This window comes from Streptomyces chattanoogensis, assembly GCF_001294335.1.
GTDB classification, from domain to species: domain Bacteria; phylum Actinomycetota; class Actinomycetes; order Streptomycetales; family Streptomycetaceae; genus Streptomyces; species Streptomyces chattanoogensis.
Genome location: NZ_LGKG01000151.1, coordinates 46,832 through 66,417 on the forward strand (window position 1 = coordinate 46,832; position 19,586 = coordinate 66,417).

Annotated in this window: 19 protein-coding genes; 7 read left to right on the forward strand and 12 right to left on the reverse strand. The window is 70.4% G+C overall.

Annotated features, from left to right (window positions below; translation table 11 throughout):
- Positions 1 to 105: 105 nt before the first annotated feature.
- The 9 genes from ADL29_RS43685 to ADL29_RS25610 all read right to left on the reverse strand — a co-directional run bounded on the left by ADL29_RS43685 (position 106) and on the right by ADL29_RS25610 (position 9,616).
- Positions 106 to 417: an SH3 domain-containing protein gene (locus ADL29_RS43685; protein ID WP_053925940.1), complete on the reverse strand. Its 312-nt coding sequence runs from the start codon at positions 415 to 417 to the stop codon at positions 106 to 108.
- A gap of 127 nt (positions 418 to 544) precedes the next feature.
- Positions 545 to 913, reverse strand: coding sequence for a hypothetical protein (locus tag ADL29_RS43690; RefSeq protein WP_157878578.1), 369 nt, complete (start codon positions 911 to 913; stop codon positions 545 to 547).
- Between the two features lie 105 nt (positions 914 to 1,018).
- Positions 1,019 to 3,172, reverse strand: a complete 2,154-nt coding sequence (locus ADL29_RS25580; protein ID WP_053925942.1) for a nuclease-related domain-containing DEAD/DEAH box helicase — start codon at positions 3,170 to 3,172, stop codon at positions 1,019 to 1,021.
- A gap of 109 nt (positions 3,173 to 3,281) precedes the next feature.
- The gene (locus tag ADL29_RS25585; RefSeq protein ID WP_157878579.1) at positions 3,282 to 3,746 is read right to left on the reverse strand and encodes a Pycsar system effector family protein; all 465 of its coding nucleotides are present in this window, start codon (positions 3,744 to 3,746) and stop codon (positions 3,282 to 3,284) included.
- A 164-nt stretch (positions 3,747 to 3,910) separates the two neighbouring features.
- Entirely contained in the window at positions 3,911 to 4,867 is a 957-nt protein-coding gene (locus tag ADL29_RS25590) for a hypothetical protein (protein WP_053925944.1), read from the reverse strand.
- Entirely contained in the window at positions 4,864 to 7,089 is a 2,226-nt protein-coding gene (locus tag ADL29_RS25595) for a hypothetical protein (protein WP_053925945.1), read from the reverse strand. Before ADL29_RS25595 ends, ADL29_RS25590 begins: the two co-directional genes overlap by 4 nt.
- Positions 7,086 to 8,057 carry a hypothetical protein gene (locus tag ADL29_RS25600; protein ID WP_053925946.1) on the reverse strand — a complete coding sequence of 324 codons (972 nt, stop codon included), beginning with the start codon at positions 8,055 to 8,057 and terminating at the stop codon, positions 7,086 to 7,088. The genes ADL29_RS25595 and ADL29_RS25600 overlap by 4 nt, the downstream gene beginning before the upstream one ends.
- Before the next feature lie 185 nt (positions 8,058 to 8,242).
- Positions 8,243 to 8,935 (reverse strand): Crp/Fnr family transcriptional regulator, encoded by a 693-nt coding sequence (locus ADL29_RS25605; protein WP_245689631.1) that lies wholly within the window; start codon positions 8,933 to 8,935, stop codon positions 8,243 to 8,245.
- 93 nt (positions 8,936 to 9,028) lie between these two features.
- The gene (locus ADL29_RS25610; protein ID WP_053925947.1) at positions 9,029 to 9,616 is read right to left on the reverse strand and encodes a TetR/AcrR family transcriptional regulator; all 588 of its coding nucleotides are present in this window, start codon (positions 9,614 to 9,616) and stop codon (positions 9,029 to 9,031) included.
- 110 nt (positions 9,617 to 9,726) lie between these two features.
- Between ADL29_RS25610 and ADL29_RS25615 the strand changes: the two genes are divergently transcribed.
- Positions 9,727 to 10,191, forward strand: coding sequence for a nuclear transport factor 2 family protein (locus tag ADL29_RS25615; RefSeq protein ID WP_053925948.1), 465 nt, complete (start codon positions 9,727 to 9,729; stop codon positions 10,189 to 10,191).
- Here ADL29_RS25615 and pdxR read toward each other — a convergent pair.
- Positions 10,159 to 11,760 (reverse strand): MocR-like pyridoxine biosynthesis transcription factor PdxR, encoded by a 1,602-nt coding sequence (gene pdxR, locus ADL29_RS25620; RefSeq protein ID WP_053925949.1) that lies wholly within the window; start codon positions 11,758 to 11,760, stop codon positions 10,159 to 10,161. The genes ADL29_RS25615 and pdxR overlap by 33 nt on opposite strands.
- A complete protein-coding gene (locus ADL29_RS25625; RefSeq protein WP_053925950.1) occupies positions 11,757 to 12,665 on the reverse strand; it encodes a helix-turn-helix transcriptional regulator in 909 nt (302 codons plus the stop codon). Before ADL29_RS25625 ends, pdxR begins: the two co-directional genes overlap by 4 nt.
- 213 nt (positions 12,666 to 12,878) lie before the next feature.
- Between ADL29_RS25625 and ADL29_RS25630 the strand changes: the two genes are divergently transcribed.
- From ADL29_RS25630 to ADL29_RS25650, 5 genes are all read left to right on the forward strand, one after another.
- A complete protein-coding gene (locus ADL29_RS25630; protein ID WP_053925951.1) occupies positions 12,879 to 14,453 on the forward strand; it encodes an MFS transporter in 1,575 nt (524 codons plus the stop codon).
- Positions 14,454 to 14,607: 154 nt separating this feature from the next.
- Positions 14,608 to 15,240 carry a TetR/AcrR family transcriptional regulator gene (locus ADL29_RS25635; RefSeq protein WP_053925952.1) on the forward strand — a complete coding sequence of 211 codons (633 nt, stop codon included), beginning with the start codon at positions 14,608 to 14,610 and terminating at the stop codon, positions 15,238 to 15,240.
- Positions 15,237 to 15,884: a peroxiredoxin-like family protein gene (locus ADL29_RS25640; RefSeq protein ID WP_053925953.1), complete on the forward strand. Its 648-nt coding sequence runs from the start codon at positions 15,237 to 15,239 to the stop codon at positions 15,882 to 15,884. The genes ADL29_RS25635 and ADL29_RS25640 overlap by 4 nt, the downstream gene beginning before the upstream one ends.
- 89 nt (positions 15,885 to 15,973) lie before the next feature.
- Positions 15,974 to 16,225, forward strand: coding sequence for a hypothetical protein (locus ADL29_RS25645; protein ID WP_053925954.1), 252 nt, complete (start codon positions 15,974 to 15,976; stop codon positions 16,223 to 16,225).
- Between the two features lie 11 nt (positions 16,226 to 16,236).
- A complete protein-coding gene (locus ADL29_RS25650; RefSeq protein WP_053925955.1) occupies positions 16,237 to 17,391 on the forward strand; it encodes a flotillin family protein in 1,155 nt (384 codons plus the stop codon).
- Positions 17,392 to 17,460: 69 nt separating this feature from the next.
- On the opposite strand, the gene ADL29_RS25655 is transcribed toward ADL29_RS25650, so the two are convergent.
- A complete protein-coding gene (locus ADL29_RS25655) occupies positions 17,461 to 18,054 on the reverse strand; it encodes a MarR family winged helix-turn-helix transcriptional regulator (RefSeq protein WP_078971281.1) in 594 nt (197 codons plus the stop codon).
- A gap of 262 nt (positions 18,055 to 18,316) precedes the next feature.
- Between ADL29_RS25655 and ADL29_RS25660 the strand changes: the two genes are divergently transcribed.
- A complete protein-coding gene (locus tag ADL29_RS25660) occupies positions 18,317 to 19,543 on the forward strand; it encodes a cytochrome P450 (protein ID WP_053925956.1) in 1,227 nt (408 codons plus the stop codon).
- Positions 19,544 to 19,586 lie beyond the last annotated feature (43 nt).

A 19,586-nucleotide genomic window follows, 5' to 3' on the forward strand; every position in this document is an offset into this window, starting at 1 on the left:
CGAGACAACTCCGGGGAGCTCTGGCGCCGGCACCAGAACCCCCCGGTTGGTTGACCGCGGTTCGCAGCCCGTTACCGCTCCGACCGTGGTCTCAGTAGAGGTGGATCACCAGCTGAAGTAGCCGTGGGAGATCCACCCGGAGACGCCGCTGTCGACGTCGTAGACCTTGTCCCACTGGCCGTCACTGGAGACGTCCCGGTGCGCCAGCCGTTCGCCGGTGTAGCACAGGCCGAGAACCGCGCCCGACGTGCTCGGGGTGGAGCGGATGCGCACACCGTCCCCGGTGCAGTGGCCGTAGACGTCGTCGGCGTAGGCCGGCGTGGACAGCGTCGCGCCACCGATGGCGGCGGCGAGCACCAGGCCCGTCAGCGCGAAGGCGCGCTTGCGGGTGTTCTTCCCCCGTACTGCAAAGGTCACAACTACTCCTGTGTGAGCAGAGAAGCCGACCAAGACGATCTTGATCGGACAAAAGATAGCATGTCCATGATCGTCTTCGGTCGTCGCTGCCCGCACCGCCGCTACGAACGCAGGGGCCGTTGCCGTACTAATGAACGGAGCCGAGCAGCTGGATGAAGAGCAGGAGCAGGCCGATGAGGGAGCCTGGCGCGAGGACCGCAAGGATGATGCGGGCGGCGACGTACTGCCTGCGCCAGGGCAGGATCCAGCTGGCCGTAAGAAGAGCGACGGGGATGACCAGCCCGGCCGCGAACGACCAGAAGAGGACGTTGAAGTCGTCCTGCTCGGTGGCTGAGCACGCATCACAGGCCATCGGCGACAGCATGAGCACCGTGAAGGCGAACGGTGCCACGATCACGGTGACGATGGTCGCGATGCACGGCGCGATCCATGCTCCCCAGTGGCGGTCGTCCATGGTGGTGGCCGGCATACCGGGAGGTGGCATGTAGGAGGTCATGCACGTCAGCCAAGCCGCGGGGCCGCCACCCGCACATGAGCCCGCGTACTCAGGAACACCGGACCGCGGTCCCCAGTTGCGCCGGCCGTCCGCACTCCGCCCGCGTTACCGCGCGCCAGGCGGCGAATCGCTCGGTCGGGCGCCGTCATCCGGCACGACACTGCCCAGCCACAGGACGTCGCGGGCGCGCGTCATGGCGACAAAGAGCTGACTGCGGGCGAGTTCGGCCCGTTCTCGCGCGGTCTCCGGAAGGCGGTCCATGGGTACCTGTCCGTCATCCGACAGACCGGTGCCGAGAAGGCGGCCGCTGTCGTGCAGGCCCTCGTCGTGCCGCGGCAGATACACCCGTTTGAATTCCAGGCCCTTGGCCCGTCGATAGCTGCCGAGCTTCACCGCCTCGACCGGGTGGCCGTCGTAATGCTCCAGCGAGCACACCGGGATGCCCTCCTTGGTGAGCAGCCGGTGGCAGCGCTCGATGGCTCGTTTCGACGGGCACAGCACGGCGGTGTCGGCCTGTTGCTCCGGTGACAGTGCGCGCAGCGCGTCCAGGAGGGCACGGTCGTGCTCGGCTTCCGTGGGCTTGACCACGTACTGCACCTGCCCGTCGTAGTACGTCAGGTCCACATCGCGGCGGCCGGGGGTGCGCAGGCCGTCGATGTCGTCGAAGGTGTCCTCGGCGACCACCCCGAGGGCCGTGTCCAGGATCTCCTTGCTGTTGCGGTAGTTGACCCGGAGCACCTGGCCGCGGTCACCGCGGACATCGATCCCGGCTTCTGACAGGCGGAAACCGCCTGGATACACCGCCTGTTGGCCGTCGCCGATCAGCAGTAGGCCGTTGGCAGCGTTACCGACGAGGGCATGCAGCAGCCGTACCCCCACCAGGGTCAGGTCCTGCACCTCGTCCACGATCACGGCGGTGTAGGGAGCCGGACCGGAGTGCTTGGCCGCCTCCGCCAGAGCCAGGGCCAGGACGTCATTGAAGTCGTGTACGCCGCGGCCGGCCCGGTAGGACTCGTACTCCTCGTACAGCTTCCAGACCGCCTGCCGGTGCGGCCGCCGAAGGCTCGAGCGGCGGCGGCGCCGGGGCACCGCCGCGTACTCGTCGAAGCTGGTGATGCCCCGGCCCTTGATGACGCAGTTGATCTCGTCCTGCCAGTAGTGCGGTACGGGGTCGATCTCCTCCAGGCAGCTGCCTCGCCCTGCCCGCGTCCAGGCACGGAAGAAGGCAGTCTCCGCCTTGTTCTTGTCGAGGCGGACGGACACACCTCGTGCGCGCAGATACTCCTGCGCCCAGGAATGCAGACTGCGGAAGTCGATCCGGTCCGCGGTGGCCGGTGCCATGGACTTGAGGAAGGTGGCCTGCACCCGGGGCAGGTTGTTGGCGAAGGTGACGTACAGAATCCGGCCGTTGGTGCGCTGCGCCAGGTGAGCCGCGCGGTGCAGTCCGACGACCGTCTTGCCGGTGCCCGCCGGGCCGCTGATGCGCGCGGGCCCGGCCCAGTTACGGCGTACCAGCGCGACCTGATCCGGATGCAGAAAGGTCATCCATTGCTCGATGGGCGCCTGCCGGGCCTCGTCGAGCGTCGCCTCGACCAGCCCGTCGAGGTCGAAGAGCCCGTCGGCCACCGGCACCTGTGGGTGGTCGGGCCGCTGCGGGGAGGGCGTGGCGCCCGGATCCTCGTACTCGGGGAACACCCGCTCCAGATGGTCGGCGATGGCACGTACCGACGCGGCGGACAGTCTGCCCCGTTCGCGCACCAGTGCCGGCCCGATGTTGTGTTCGCCCAGCAGCCGGATCCTGCCGAGCGCAACGTCCAGCCGACGCCCGGCGAACACCATGACCGGGCGTACCGCCACTGGGGACAGCCCGAGCGATGCCACCGCCGATTCCGCGGTCCTTGTCATGGCCGTCAGCTTGCGGGCATCCGCGTCCCGTGATTCTCCCCCGGCGATCAGCCGCCCGTCGCATATCTCCGGAGCTGCACGCCAGTTCTTGACGTCGATGACGAAGACCCCGCCGGGTCCGATCAGCAGCATGTCCACATTGGCCGCCCGGGTACCGGGCCAGTGCCGGTCGACGAGCAGCCGCCACCCCTGCTCCCGTAACACCAGCAGCTGCGCCGCGACCTGCTGCTCCCCCTCGCTCGCCGCCTCCCACCGGCGGGCTTCCTGCCTGGCGGCCTGCCATTGCTCGCGTAACCGCCGCTCCTGCCGTCGCGCCTCCTGCGCCCGCCGCGACGCCGAACCACCTGCCGCCATATCTCGTCCCTCCCAAGCGGAGCAATGACCATAGGCCGTTCCAGGAACGGCATGTAAGGGCGCACGATCGGCACCCGGGGGCAGCTACCGGGGCACGGATACCCGGAGCTCAGAGCGTTGTCCGCAGCACCGCTGCCCATTGCGGCAGCGCGGCCAGCACCAGCACGATGCCGGTCTCGATCCAGCGGTACTTGGCGCGGATGATCTCGCTGGTGGTCTGCAGCGAGGCGAGCAGCGGGCCGGTCGGATCGTGCGCCATCCGCTCGAATGCGCGGCTCAGGGGCTCCGTGTCCGGCCCTTGTGCGATGTGTTCGAAGTACCCCGGGACATCAGTGGAGAGGTGTCTGCCCCGTCGCCGCCGGGGAGTGAGGGCGCAGATGAAGCTGGCGACAGCCAGCAGCGCAATGATCACCGCGCTCCACCACAGCACACCGGCCCACCCGGGCGTCGGCGCCTGACCGCTCGCCGCCGTCCGGGTCACGGTCATGAAGGCGCCCAGCATTGCGCCGATGAAGCCGAGCAGGATGGCCGCCTTGGTGTCGGCCCGTACGATCTCGGCGCTGTTGGCAGCCATGAAGCGTTCCATGGCCGCCAGCGTTTCCGGCTGCGGTGCGGCGACGGCGGCGGCGACGGCGGACGACCGGGGAAGCCGGCCACGGCGCGCTCGATGCAGCCGGTGGAGCGGGGACGCAGGCGGCCCGGGTCGGCGGACTGCGGGCCGACGCACAGAGATACGGGTCATACCGGCGGCCGCCCCGGTCGGTCCCACGGCCGGCCGCTGCCACCGCCCTGCGGCTCACTCTGCGGGGGCACCCGACGGCCGAGGGATACCAGCCGGTCCCGCAGGACCTTGGAGAGCTCTCCCTGCTCCTCCTCCGTCAGCTTGCGCAGCAAGCCCGCCATTTCGTCCTGCCAGTTGGGCTCCTCCCGGACCAGGCCCTGGTTGCCCGCCACCCAGTTCAGTACATCCGGGACCTGGTCGGGATGGCGCAGGAGCCACAGGGCGGCGAGTGATGCGGGGCCACCACGGACCGCCTGCAGGCAGAAGTCGTACTCCTCCCGGCGGCTGGCGGTCCAGGCATGCGGCAGTCCGCCGCCGCCCGCGGGCGCCAGCAGCAGTTCGCCGTCCGCATCGCGCGAGCGGACGTCCGTGACCCGGTACGTGAGACCGCAGTCCGCAAGTTCCTGCGCCCCGGCCAGCCGCTCCTGCACCTCCGCAGCACCCAGCGGCCGGCCGGCCGACGCATAGGCGCTCTCCAGGTCCCGCAGCCGCCCGTCCAGGTCCTTGCGTACGGCGTCCCAGCCGTCGCCGGTCCGGGCCCGTACGACCTGGGCCGGGTCGTGGACCCACCATTGCAGCCGCACCTCGACCGGCTCGGGCCCGTACTCGTCGCGCAGCCGGACGGCCCGGGTCGCGGGGCGCTCCGCGAGCGAGACGTGGTAGGCGCGGTCGTAGCCGCCCCGCAGCTTGCGGGCCGCGGGGTCCCACATCGCGACGGCCTCGTCCTCGGCCGTGTCGTACGGGGAACGCCCGCGCCGCCCGCGCCGTCGGGGCCACAGCACCTCGTGCTCCCCGTCCGGGCTGCTGAGCACCAGCGCCCTGTCGTGGCGGCCCGACCAGCGATGGCGCAGGATCTCCCGCCAGGGGGCGTGGGTGGCGGGCGTGTACAGGGGCTGGGCCTGCTCGGCCGTCATGGCATCCTCCGGTGGTGGTGTGCGGTGGTGCTGCGCGGCGCTCGGCCGCTCCGCCAGGCCTCCAGCGCCTCATCCGCGAAGCGCTTGCCGGGCAGGGCCGGGGACTCGTCCTGGGCGAGCACGGCGAACAAACGCAGGACGCCGGTGGCGGGACGGTCCGGCTGTACCAGGTCTTCCGCCAGGGCGAACAGCAGGATCTCCACAGCGGCGTGGTAGTTGTCGTCCCACAGGGCGGCGGTGCACCAGCTGTGTACCGCCCCGGCCGTGGCGCCGAAATATTCCTCGTCATTGAGCGTGCGGCGGATCAGATCGACGGTCCGTGCCGCGAACTCGCCCTCGGTGATGAGCTGTTCGGCGAACCATTCCGCCCCGCTGCGGAACAGGGCGGGCAGCGTACGGAACGCCAGCCCGGCCTCCGTGCCGTCCGCCTCCGACCAGTCCGCCAGCCTCCGGAAGACCGCGGTCTGGCTGCCGCCCACGAACAGGTTCACCAGCGCCAGGCGCATCACCCGGTCGACCTTGGCATCACGTTTGTCGTCCAGCTCCCGCGCGAGCCGGCTGAGCAGGCGCAGGGCACGCTCCGGCCGGGCGGCACCGAAGTCCGTGCCGCAGGCATGGGCGACCGTCCAGCGCAGTTTCCAGCCCTGCGCCCTGCTCCATCGGTCCAGCCGGTATTTGACCTCACTGGCCAGGACGGGATCCTCCGCCGCCACGCCCAGGGCGTGCACGGCCAGTTTGCGGCTTGTGGTGTGGTCGGACGTGGCAAGAGCCTGGATGTGCGCCAGTGCGCTGCGGCCGCCGCCCCAGCTCGCTGCCATCCCCATGACGCGGCCGACGGCCCCGGTCAGCTCGTCGTCCAGTCCCACCCCCTCCAGCCAGTCCGTGAGCAGCTCCGGCAGCTGCCCGAACTCCCGCCAGACATACCTGAGGACGGCCTCCGCCTGCCGGTGCCGGGTGAACCGGACGGGTTCGACGGCGTAGTCGTGGCCGGAGGTGGCACGGATCTCCCGAGGGGAACACTCCGCGCGGACCGTGCGCAGCAGATCGTCCATCGACCTCCGGAAGACGAAGTCGGGGTTGGGCCGGGGCTGCTGCGCCTGCCCCGGGCCCTCCCCGTCCCGTGGCACGAGGACGGCGTCCAGTCTCCCGTCCGCACGCGCCAGCAGCCGTTGCGCCTGGTCCCGGACGATCCGGCGGTCCAGCCCTTCGAAGACACAGGTCGCCAGGAGGAAGGCCAGCCCGTCGGGGTCGTTGAGGAGCTTCTTGAGCAGATCGGGCACCTCCTTCCCGGCGAGGAAGCTCAGCCGGTCGCGGAGGTCGCCGGCGTCCGTACCGCCGTCCTCGGCGCTGGTGATCGCGGTCACCAGCTCCGCCACCTGTACGGGCACCAGCTGCGGCGCCAGCAGCTCGTCCAGGAGGTCGGTCTCCAGCCCTGCCAGCAGTCGGCTGCGCGTGGCCGCGTCGGGTACGGCATCGGCGAGCCGGGCGGCGAAGACGTCGTGTGGCGGCGGGGGGCTGTAGCGCACGACGGTCAGATGCAGATCGCGTTCCAGGTCCCGTACCAGCTCCGGGTCGTCCGGCAGCACGATCAGCAGGCAGGCATCGGCGTCCCGCAGCCGGTTGCGCAGACTGGCGATGACTCCCGCCTTGAGGAACCGTCGGTCGGGCACGCCTTCCAGAAGACAGCCGCGCGCATCGCCGCGCCTGGGGCTCCATCGAGAGAGGTCCAGATCGCTGTCGAGGGCGCGCAGGGCCATGCCGTTGTTGTTGTGGCGGCGCAGCAGGTTGAGCGCGGTCGTACGCCGGCCCGTTCCCGGTTCGCCGGACAGGAAAAGGATCCGGGAGGTGAGTTCCCCAAGTGCCGCGCCGAAACAGGCGGGTTCGGCGAACCCGGCCCCGGCTTCCAGGATTTCCTGGGCCGAGACGGGCCCCTCGTGCGACTCCAGCCGCCGCCCCGCCTGCTCGCCGGGACCACCGTGGTTACCGACATGCTGGCCCCCGCTGAGCGCGCCCATGTTGATGGCGGCCTGGGGCGCGTGGACGAACTGCACCGACCGGTCCTGGGGCAGCGAAGCCAGCGAGGCGTCGAGGAAGTCGGCAATGGCGTCCTCCCATGCGTCACCCGGCTCGGGCGGCTCGTCCCCGGCTGCGGCCCCCGCCTCCTTCGCGGCCTCCGGCCCGGCCTCCGATGCCGCTGCCGCCGTCTCGTCCTCGGTGCTCACCTTCCGCCCCCGCGCTTGTCACCGTGCACGATGTCGCCGAGATCGCCGTGGACGGTGCCGACCTTGTGTCCGCCGACGGAGTCCCCCGCGATGTGGTCCCCGGCCACGTAGTCCCCCGCAACGTCGTACTCGTTGTTGGTGAGGTGCTGACCGCCCTCCACCCGGCCGGTGTTGATGATGCCGCGGTCGGCCCGGGTCACCGTCACCGAGCGGCGAGGCGGCTCCTGACGGGCGGGCCGGTCGGAGTCCGCCTGGGTGCTCCGGTCCTCCTCGACGACGTGCTCGCCGAGAATGCGCCGGTCGTAGAGGCTGCCCGAAGGCGCCGGCACATAGAGCCAGGCCCGCTGGTCGAACCGCTTGCCCTCGACGGTGGCGGGCACCTCGATGAAGTAGTCCTCGTGCCGGCCCGTATAGCCGCTCGCCACCGCGTCCTGGTAGCAGCGGTCGGAAAGAATGGCGGCGACCTGGGTGATGTTCTCGCTGGACGACGCCAGGATCGCCTTGACCGGACGGGAGTCCAGCAGGCGGTGGGTGTCGTTGCGCGGCGTTCCGTTCCCGTCGTATTCCTGCCCCGAGTCGGGCAGCGGGCCGATGTGGAGGCTCACCCGGAGCCGAATGCGTACCGCGCCGGTGGAGTTCACGTTGAATTCGGTGAGGACGCTCTGCAGAACGTTCAGCCACGGATGGATGAAGAAGGGCATCGCGGCGGGGTCGAACCCGAAGACATAGCCGTCGCCGGTCGAATTCGGGAAGCGGCGGTCGTCCCACACATGGCCGAGCTCGGCACGCCGGAACGACTCCTCCAGCAGCTGCGGAATGACGCGGCTGATCCCACCGTGCTCAATGGCCGGATAGCCGGTGAAGTCCTTGGCGTCGACGGCGACGATGCCGCGGTACGGCGGAAGCGGACGGCTGCGAGTGTGGGGCCCGGCGGACGCCTCGGGCAGCGGCTGGCGAAACTGTGACATGGCGATTCCTCTGGACAGTTGGCAGGTACGGACACGGGTCAGGGCAGTGCGGTACGCGGTTCGCGGCGCCCCGACCAGGGCGTCGAACCGGTGATATGAGAATCGCGTGAGCGCGGTTTGCCGTGTGCTTCCTCAGTGCGGATAGCAGGTGGCGCGCATCACATTCGCCGTCCCCGTACCGGAATTCAGCCGCCCAGCGTTTGGGCGGTACGACGCAGGGCGGGCAGGTCATGGATCACAATGCGCATCCGTCGGGTCTGGACGCACCGGGTCCCGAGCTCGGCCAGCTTCGCGGTGACGGTATTGCGTGATGTCCGCAGATACTGGGCCAGTTCGTGCCGGGTGAGGGCCAACTCGAGAGGTTCATCGGGGCCGTGGAGCGCATGCCCCGAGAGGTCGGCCAGCTGTACAAGGACCGCCGCCAGCCGGGCCAGCGCATCTCCGCCCCCGCGGGCCTGGTCCGATTCCCGTAGCCGGGTGAGTGCGTAGCGGACCAGCAGCGGGAACAGGTCGTGCCGGGTCGCGAAGTGCGTGAACTGGTCCTTGGTCAGGACCCCCACCACACAGTCGGTCAGTGCCTCGACGCTCGCCAGCCGTACGTCGTCGTCAAGCACCGCGACTTCTCCCAGGAGCTCGCCGGCACCGCGAAAGGCCAGCAGGTTGAGTTCCCCGTTCCGCTCGCGCCGCACCACTTTCGTCACTCCGCCGAGCACGGCGAGCACATGCGTACCGGGCTCCCCTTGGCGCAGCAGCGTGGCCCCGGCCGGATGCCGGCGCTCGACGGCGTTCTCCACCAGATCGGTCCAGACCTCGTTCCCCACAAAATCACGCAGGGTCCGACCTGCCGATTCCCCCGATGCACCCACCCGGTCGCTCATACGACGACCCTAGAAAGTCTCGGCCGTGTCGCGCAGAGAAATGGCCCAGAGAAAGGACCCAGAGAAAGGAAGCGCTTACGGACTACCCAGCGATTACCGGCCCGCCGCCACCAACGCCCTGGCCGCCGCCCCCGCATCCCGCGCCGCGTCCGGGCTCCCGGAAATGGCTGCCGTGGTGATCGCTCCATTGACCAAGAGCGCCAACTGGCCTCCCAGCAGCGCCGGTTCACGTACCCCGAGGTCGCGGGCCAGCTCGGTGAGGTAGTCCAGCAGGGCCTCCTTGTGGCGCCGGGCGGCGGAGGTCACGGCCTGCGAGGTGGCGCCCAGTTCGCCGAAGGAGTTGATGAAGGCGCAGCCACGGAAGTCGGGGGTGGCGAACCAGGCGTGGAGCCAGTCGAAGACGGCCGACGGGCAGTCTTCGAGGGTGGCGGCGTGCTGGGTGACGTATGCGGTGAGGGCGGTGCGCCAGCGGGTGTCGCGGCGGTCCAGGTAGGCGGCGACGAGGTCGTTCTTGGAGGGGAAGCAGCCGTAGAGGCGCTTGAGGGAGACGCCGGCGGCGGTGCGGAGCTCGTCCATGCCGACCGACTGGATTCCCCGGTCGTAGAAGAGCTTGTCCGCGGCGTCGAGGATCCGCGTGCGGGGCTCGTCCTGGGCTTCGGCCCGGGGTTCGTCCTGATGCATTTTCCGGCTCCCTCTTTCCTGGAGAACGTTCGTTCTCTAGGCTAGTCGACGGAAGTGGAGAACGAACGTTCTCCGCTGTACTTCGTCAGGTCCGCCGGAAGGAGATCGCCATGACGTCACGGCCCCCGTTCCCGCCGTTCGACGAGCGGAGCGCGCAGCAGAAGGTGCAGGCAGCGGAGGATGCATGGAACACCCGCGATCCGGAGCGGGTCGCGCTCGCCTACACCGAGGACTCGGTCTGGCGGAACCGGGACACCTTTCTCACCGGCCGCGACGAGATCGTGGCCTTTCTGCGGCAGAAGTGGGATCGCGAGCGGGATTACGCGCTCCGCAAGGAGCTGTGGTCGTACGGCGGGAATCGGATCGCGGTGCGGTTCCAGTACGAGTGCCGGGATGCGCAGGGGCAGTGGTGGCGCAGTTACGGGAACGAGTTGTGGGAGTTCGACGAGAACGGACTGATGCGGCGGCGGGAGGCGAGCATCAACGACGTGGCGATCGGGGAGTCCGAGCGGCGGATTCGCCGCCTTTCCCTGCCTGCGGCCTCACAGACGGCGGAGGACTTCTCCGACCACTGACACGCCCTCGGTGATGGCCGCCGGGGAGCTCGAGGCGTAGCCGAGGACGAGGCCCGGTGGGTGGGGGCGCTGGGTGTGCCAGGAGAGGGGATGGGCCTTCACACCGGCGGCGAGGGCCGCGGCGGCGAGGTCGGTGTCGGAGATGTTGGCGTGGGGGACGTCAGCGCCGGAGGCATCGGTGAGGGGGGTGTCCGTCGGGCCCTCGAAGGTGAGCGTCAGGTGCAGCCCCGCCGCCGCTCCGTGCACCACCGCGCCCGGCAGATACCTACGGATCGCGGCGATCATCGCGTCCCGGCGGCGGCGGTGGCGTGTGCGCAGCAGTCGTAGACGGCGTTCCAGTTCGCCCGATTCCATCAGGCCGGCCAGTACGTACTGCGGCAGTGCGGCGTTGCCGAGGTCGGCGAAGCGTTTGGCGTTGACGAAGGCGTCCAGGAAGCGCGGCGGCGGGAGAAGCCATCCGACCCGTAGGGCGGGCGCGAGCAGTTTGGAGACGCTGCCCGCGTAGCAGACGTGCTCGGCGAGCATGGCGCGCAGGGCGGGCACCGGTGGGCGGTCGTAGCGGTGCTCGGCGTCGTAGTCGTCCTCGATGATCAGGCCGTCCTCCGTGGCGGCCCAGTGCAGAAGCTCGCGGCGTCGGCGGCCGCCCAGGACCACCCCGGTCGGAAACTGGTGCGCCGGCGTGAGCATGACCGCACGGGCGCCGCTCGCACGGAGCGCATCCACGCGGATGCCCTGATCGTCGACCGGGACCGGTGGTGTCGCCAGCCCCCAGTACCGCAGATGCTGGCGCGCCCCGAGCGATCCGGGATCCTCCACGGCGATCGCGGAGATGCCGTCGCGTTGCGGGACGTCGCGATGCGGGACGTCCCGTTGTGGGACGTCCCGTTGCAGGACTTGGGCGATCAGGCCGAGTGCCTGTGCGGTTCCGGCGACGATCAGGACCTCGTCCGGGTCCGCCCTGATGCCGCGGTTACGGGCCAGCCAGTTGACGACGGCGCGGCGCAGGGCCGGTGCGCCGCGGGGATCGCCGTAACCGAGGTCGGACGCCGGGGCGTCCCGGAGGACGGCGCGTTCGGCGCGCAGCCATGCCGCACGCGGGAACGCCGCCAGGTCGGGCACGCCGGGCGAGAGGTCGATACGGGCCGGTGCGGTGCGCAGGGCGTCGAAGACGTCCGGGCCGGGAGGGGCGAGGAAGGGTGCGGTGGGGGGCGGCGCCGGCGGTGGGTCGGCGGGTACGGGCGCGGGCGCCGCGAGAGGCGCGGCGACGACGATCGTGCCGGCCCGCCCCCGGCCCACGACCTGCCCGTCCTCGGTCAGCCGCTGATACGCCTCGGTCACCACGCCACGCGAAACCCGCAGGTCAGCGGCGAGCACCCGGGTGGCGGGCAGCTTGCTCCCCACCGGCAGACGGCCGTCGGAGATCGCCAGCCGCAGCTGCCGGACCAGCCAGTCGGAGCGTCCGCCGGCGGGCGCGTCGCCGATGTTCAGCTGGAGGAAGTCGGCCCCGGGGGAGGCGGAGCCCGGCGCGCGTAGGGACCGGTCGGCGGGGTCGTCCGGGGTCCTGTTCACGAGGCCGTGAGGGGGGCGGAGGGGGTGGGGGCAGCCGGTGCGGCGGGGGCGGCCGGGGCGGCGGCGGTAACCGGGGCACCCGAGGCCACCGCGACCAGTTCCGGCAGCTTCCGCGCCGTCTCCGCGTCCGCCGGCATACACGCGAACAGCTTGACGCCGGGTGCGTCCAGCGCCGCCAGCTTCACATAGTCGAAGGTCAGCGCCCCGGCGGCGGGGTGGGTGAACTCCCGGCGGCTGCTGCCGAAGTCGGCGAGGTCATGCGCCTCCCACCAGGTGCGGAACTCCGGGCTCCGCTGCCGTAGTTCGTCCGTCAGCCACTCGAAGCGGGGCATGCCGAACTGCCCGCGGGTGTCCGCCCGGAACTGGGCCACCAGGTCCCGGGCCTGCCCCTGCCAGTCGACGAGCAGGGTGCGCAGGGCCGGATCGGTGAACACCAGCCAGAGCAGATTCCGTTCGGCCGGATCCAGCTGCGCCGGGTCGCCGATCAGCCCGGCCTCGGCGCGGTTCCAGCCGACCAGGTCCCAGTTGGCGTCCAGGAGGTAGGCGGGGTGCGGTTCGAGCGCGTCGACCAGGCGTTGCAGGGCGGGTCCCGGCCCGCCGCCCGGCGGCTGCTCCGGGGGCTGCTCGTCGGCCAGCGCGAACAGATGGCGGCGCTCCACGGAGCTGAGCATCAGGGCGCGGGCCAGACTGGTGAGCACCTGACGGCTCACGGTGATGTCCCGCGCCTGCTCCAGCCACGTGTACCAGGTCACGCTCACCCCGGAGAGCTGCGCAACCTCTTCGCGCCGCAGTCCCGGCGTACGCCTGCGGGGGCCCGCGGGAATGCCCGCCTCGCGGGGGGTGATCCGTTCCCGGCGCGACCGCAGAAATTCCGCCAGGCGGCGCCGTCGCTCCAGGTCAGCCATCACACTCACAGGGGGCGCAGTTGACGTAGATACACGTAAGACACACACGTACACCTACACACACACGTACACCTACGTACACACACGTGCACGTAGCTACACGCAGCTACACGTAGGCACATGTAGGTGCACGTCGGTTGACGTAGGGGGTAGCCGGAACACCAGCATAATCGGTCTCTGTATCTCCGTCCGGGCCTCAACAACGCTTACGGCATGACCCGGACCACCCCATCGGACACCCCCTCGCAACGGACCGCGAGTCCGCACACCGCCCCACTGCAACCCCCGGGACAACGGGCCGCGGAACCGGCCGCATCCCCCTGGCCGGCCCTGGCCGTCGTTCTGGTCGGGGCCTTCATGGCGGTCCTCGACACCTTCATCGTGCTCGTCGCCGCGCCCGCCATCCAGGCCGATCTGCACGCCTCCGCCGCCGATATCCAGCTGATCATGGCCGGTTATCAACTCACCTACGCCATCGCCCTGATCACCGGCGCCCGGCTCGGCGACCGCTACGGCCGTCGGAGGCTGTTCCTGACCGGTATGGGCCTGTTCACCCTGGCCTCCGTGGGCTGTGCCATCGCCCCCGACCCCGGCAGCCTGATCGTCGCGCGACTGGCGCAGGGGCTGACCGCGGCCGCGATGTTCCCGCAGGTCTTCGCGATGATCCAGGTGCTGGTCCCGGCAGAGAAGCGGCCGAAGGCGTTCGGTGCGCTCGGCGCCGTCATCGGCATGGCCACCGTGGTCGGCCAGTTGCTCGGCGGCGTACTGCTCTCCACCGGATTCGCCACCCTCTCCGCCGACCTCTTCGGGTCCTCCTGGCGGTCGGTCTTCTGGGTCAACGTCCCCATCGGGCTGGCCACTCTGGCCCTCGCCCTGCTGCGCGTGCCGGAGTCGCGCGCGCCGGAGGCCCGGCGCCTCGACCTGCCGGGCGCCCTCGTACTGACCGTGGCGCTCTTCCTCCTGGTCGTGCCGCTGGTCGAGGGGCGCTCGTACGGATGGCCGCTGTGGACCTGGCTCAGCCTGGCCGGCAGCGCGCTCGCCTTCGCCGCATTCGCCCTGGTGGAACGGCGGGTGGCCGCATCGGGCGGCGCTCCCCTCGTCCACCTGGGGCTGCTCCGCACGCGTCCCTTCGCCGTGGGCATCACCCTGGTCGTCATTGCCTACGCGGGCATCAACTCCTTCTTCCTCATCCTCTCGCTCACCCTTCAGGACGGCCTGGGGATGGATGCGCTCGGCGCCGGGCTGGTCTATACGCCGCTCGCCGTCGCGTTCTTCGTGGCCAGCGTGAGCGCCGGACGGCTGGCCCGGTTCGGGCGCCGGGTGCTGCAGGCGGGCGCACTGGTCAGCGGTCTGGGATACGCCACCGCGATCGTGCTGGTCGGCAACGCCGGTACGAGCCTGACGGCGTGGGCGCTGACGCCGCCGCTGGTGCTGGTCGGCGTGGGCAACGGGCTGCTGGTCACACCGCTGCTGAACGCCGTCCTGGCCCATGTCAGGCCTCAGGAGATCGGCATGGCCTCCGGTGTGCTCTCCACCTGCCAGCAGGTGGGCGGCGCGGTCGGCGTGGCCATCATCGGCGTCCTCTACTACGGCTCGCTGGGCAACGCCGCACACCACGACACCGGCGCCTACGGGCACGCGCTGACCAGCGCCGTCATCTTCAACCTGGCGCTGGCGGTGGCGATTTCAGCTCTGCTGCCCCTGCTGCCGTCCCCGCCCAAGGCTGCCGCGGCGCGCTCCAACGCGCCCGCCCAGAACTCCAACGCCTCACCTACATCGGGAACTTAACAGCCAGTCACCGAAAACCTCTTGGCAACTGGCCGCCGTTCACTTAACTTGGAATGGACGTTCCAAGATTCGCGGAACGCGCAACGCGCAACGGGCAACGCAGGACGTGGCGCGCGGCTCACGGCTCACGGCTCGCATCACGTAGGGAGGCTCCATGTCGCCGGACATCAAGCACTTCAACCCCGATGTCGTACTCGACGACGCGGTACGCGTCTTCTGGCGCCAGGGCATGCCCGCCACCGGGATACAGGCCCTGGTTTCCGCGACCGGCCTGAGCCGCTCCAGCCTCTACGCCACCTTCGGCAACAAGGACGGTCTCTACGCCGCCGCCCTGGGCCGCTATATAGAGCAGCACTCCACACCCGCCTTCGCCGCGCTCTCCGCCGCCCCCACGGGGCTGACCGCGATCGAGGACTTCTTCACGGGCCTGATCGGGGTGCGCTGTTCCGGCCCGGTCGCCGGGTGGGGCTGCATGGTCACCAATGCCCACGCCGGGCCGGAGAGCGCCGATCCCGCGATACGTGAACTGCTCGACGCGCACCACCAGACCCTTCAGTCGGCGATGCGCTCCGCGCTGCACACGGCCGCCGGGCTCGGCCAGCTCGCCGCGTCCGTCGACCTGGACGCCGCGGCGGCCGTGCTCGCGACCCTGGCGTACGGCGTCAATCTGCGCTCCCGCGCGGGCGCCGCCGCCGACACGCTGCGGGAGGCCGTGGCGGGCGCCCTGGTCCCCCTTCGCGCCCACCCCGCACCCGCCCCCACACCCCAGGAGGTACCGCCGCAATGAGCCTCAACGACGAACTCGCCGCTTTCTACCGGTCCCGGTCCCACGAGATCCCGGCCGCCGCACACGAGGTCATGAAGCGCGCCGACCGCGACTTTGCCGCCTCCGGCCAGGCCGGCCGGGCGCTGAACGTCGGCGGCACGGCCCCCCGCTTCAGTCTCCCCGCCGCGGACGGCACGACGGTGACCCTGGATGCCCTGCTGGCCGACGGCCCCGTCGTCCTCACCTTCTACCGCGGCGCCTGGTGCCCCTTCTTCAACCTCGCCCTCCGCGCCCTCCAGCAGCGGCTCGGCGAGATCACCGCCCGCGGCGCCCGGCTGGTGGCCGTATCACCGCAGATCCCCGACGAGTCCCTCTCCCTCACCGAGAAGCATGAGCTCGGCTTCCCCGTCCTCAGCGACCTCGGCTGCGACACCGCCAAGCAGTACGGCCTCAGCTTCGACCTGCCCGAGGAGCTGGCGGCCGTCTACGAGTCGCTCGGGTTCGACCTCCAGCGCGTGAACGGCGGCCATCCGCACACGCTCCCCATACCCGCCACCTACGTCATCGACCGCGATGCCACCGTCCGCTGGGCCTTCGTCGACACCGACTACAAGACCCGCGCCGAACCCTCCGATCTCCTGGCAGCCCTCGACGATCTGACCTGACCGGAGCCGATTGCGCCCCGACGATAGGCCGGAGATCAGCAGAGCGCTATGGTCGGATTCCAGGAACGTAACGGGGAAGGCAGCCGCCGATGGCGCAGGATGAGGCCGTGATCGGCTGTACGGGAGTGTTGTTGATCGGCACTCGCGGGGTTGCCGGCCCCGGTGAGGTTCTGGTGTCGGTCAGGGGTGGGTCCGAGGCCTTTGTCGCCTGGTCGGCCGAGCCCCTTCCGGTGGGCGCGACGGTGCTCGTGATCGAGTCCCGTGGCGCGCGCCAGGTCGACGTCATTGAGTGGGCTGATCCGTTGGAGGCGTTGACCGGCGATCCCGGCGACGCCGGTTGAGGAGACGAAGGATGTTCGGTTACCGCGTTCCGGCCCCCGATCAAGCCATGCTGATCTCGGGAGGCAAGCGTGGTCAGGGGGGCGCGCCCTTCCGGGTGGTGACCGGCCACGGCAAGTTCGTGCTGCCGGTTTTCCGTAAGGTCCGCTTCCTGACGCTGGCGATGTGCGAGGCCGAGGTCGCCGAGAAGTGCGTCACCCGGCAGGGCATCGCCCTCACGGTGCGTGCCGTGATCGCGTTCAAGGTCGGCAATGACACCGAGAGCGTGGTCAACGCCGGCCAGCGCTTCCTGTCCGACCAGGACCAGATGGCGGTGCTGACCGGCCGGATCTTCGCCGGTCATCTGCGGTCCATCATCGGTTCGATGACGGTCGAGGAGATCGTCACGGAGCGGCAGAAGCTGGCCACCGAGGTGCTGGAGACGTCCAAGACGGAGATGGCGAAGATCGGCCTGATCGTCGACTCGCTGCAGATCCAGTCGATCGACGACGGTGACACCGGCTACATCGCTGCGATGTCGGCCCCGCACAAGGCCGCCATCCAGCAGAAGGCGCAGATCTCCCAGGCCAAGGCCACCCAGGCGTCGGTCGAGGCACAGCAGGAGGCCGCGCGTAATCAGGCCGAGTACCAGCGGCGGACGGCCATCGTCCAGGCCGAGTACAACGCCGAGGTCGAACGCGCCCAGGCCCAGGCCGCGCAGGCCGGTCCGCTGGCGCAGGCGCATGCGCAGCAGGAGGTGCTGGCCGCCCAGACCGAGCTCGCCGAGCGCGCCGCCAAGCTGCGTCAGCAGCAACTGGTCGCCGAGGTCGTCAAGCCCGCCGAGGCGGAGGCCGAGCGCATCCGGCTGCTGGCCCTGGCCGAGGCCGAGCGGATGAAGATCCAGGCCGAGGCGGCGGCCTCGTACGACCGCGTCGCGCTGGACCGGATGGTGATCGACCAGCTCCCGCAGATCGTCAAGGAGGCGTCGGCGGGCCTCCAGGGCGCCAATGTCAACGTCCTCAACGGCGCCGACGGCCTGGGCGAGATCGCCGCCGGCCTGGTCGGCCAGGGCCTGACCATCCTCGACTCGGTCCGCCGCAACCTCGGCGCCCCGGACGACACCAACGACAAGAACGGCAGCACCGGCACCACCGGCGACCGGCCCGGCGGCCGGGTCGAGATCGAGTAGCCAGGCGCATCGGCCGACCACGCACACCGGCCGGCCGCCCGCAACGAGCGACCGAGTGCGGGGGCGGGCCTACGCCCCCCGTCCCCGCTGCCGGTCCTCGTGTGCGTGCTTTTCCCGGGCGTAGGCCACCAGGTGGTTGAGTACGGCGACGGTGGCGGCGATGTCGGCGTCGTCGAAACCGGCCAGGGCGTCGCGGAAGTTGGCCTGACTGATGCGGTTGAGGCGCTCCAGGGTGGCCCTGCCGTGCGGGGTGATCGCCACCTTGCGGGCGCGCCGGTCGAGCTCGTCCGGGGTGCGTTCGACCAGGTCCTGGGATTCCAACTGGCCGATCTGACGCGTGACATGGGGCGGTTCGACCAACAGCTGGGCGGCCAGATCGCCGACCCTGCTCACACCTCCGCTGTCCTCCAGCGCCATCAGCAGCCAGAGATCGGATCTGGCCGCCGTCACCCCCGCCTCGGCCACATGGCGCTCATGCGCCCGGGAGCGGGTGAGCAGGTAGGCGAGCGTCGCCAGCACTTTCTGCAGCGCGGCGGTCGGGTCCTGCCCACCGCCCCGGCCGTCGGCCCGGTCGCGGTCCAGCCCGTCGGCCCGGTCGCGCTCCGGCTCGTCGGCCTGTTCGTCGGCCTGCTCATCGGCCTGGTCTCGTGCGGGGTCCGGCATGGGGGTGACTGTAGCCGCAGGTCGGACGGTCCGTAGCCGTCGTCCGCGATCGCGCGGCGAATCGGCCCGGTGGCGTTCCGTACCCGACGGCGTCCGGTTTGAGCCAACCTCGTACGGATCGTGATCAACCCTTCCCTCCCCTGTTCGACGGGGGTTACCGTGAGTCCGCTTAATTACTTAACTTCGGTAATTAAGTTGCGAGTGTCGGCACATGCACCACCGCGGCAATGGCGCCGCATCCCGATTGTGGAAGGACAGCCGCATGACGACCGCACAACGACCTCAAGAAGCGACCGTGGCGCACCCGGACTCCTTGGCCATCCCGGCCGCGCGGGCCGCCGGCTGCCCCTTCGACCCCGCTCCCGGCGTGGACCGGGCCCGGCGCGAGGAGCCCGTCACCCGGGCCACCCTCTGGGACGACTCCCCCGTCTGGCTGGTCACCCGCCACGAGGACGTCCGCACCGTACTCGGCGACCCCCGCTTCAGCGCCGATGCCACCCGCCCCGGATTCCCGTTCCTGACCGCCGGCGTGCGCGAACTCGCCATCAAGTCCCCCTCCTTCATCCGCCAGGACGACCCGGAACACGCCCGGGTGCGCCGGATGCTCACCGCCGATTTCATGGTGAAGAAGGTGGCGGCGATGCGCCCCGAGGTGCAGCGCATCGCCGACGACCTGCTGGATGCGATGACCGACGGCAAGAACTCGGCCGATCTGGTCACCGAGTTCGCACTTCCGCTGCCGTCCCTGGTGATCTGTCTGCTGCTCGGCGTTCCGTACGACGACCATGCCTTCTTCCAGGAGCACAGCCAGACCCTGCTCAGCCTGCGGTCGAGCACCGAGGAGATTCGCCACTCGTCGGACGAGCTGCTCGCCTTCATGACACGGCTGGCCGAGACCAAGCGGCAGCAGCCGGACGACGGTATCTTCAGCCGGCTGGTGGCGCGCGGTGAGCTCGGCGACGCCGAAATCGCCTCTCTGGGACGGCTGTTGCTGATCGCCGGACATGAGACGACGGCCAACATGACGTCCCTCTCGACGCTCGCCCTGCTGCGCAACCCCGACCAGCTGGCCCGGCTGCGCAAGGACCCGTCGCTGGTCAAGGGCGCCGTGGAGGAGCTGCTGCGCTATCTGACGATCGTGCACATCGGCGTCCCGCGGGTCGCCACCGAGGACATGACCGTCGGCGGCCGCACGATTCCCGCGGGCGAGGGCGTGCTCTGCACGATCAACACCGCCAACCGCGATGAGGACGTCTTCCCCGCGGGCGACACCCTCGACGTCGGCCGCGACGCCCGCCGCCATGTCGCCTTCGGCTACGGCGTCCACCAGTGCCTGGGCCAGCCGCTGGCCCGGCTCGAGCTGGAGATCGCCATCGAGACGCTGCTGCGCCGCCTGCCGGATCTGCGGCTCGACGTCCCCTTCGAGGAGATCCCCTTCCGTCACGACATGGGTATCTACGGGGTCCACGCGCTGCCGGTCGCCTGGTAGCCCGCCCCACTCGCCCCAACCCCCCGTCCATCCGCACCACTTG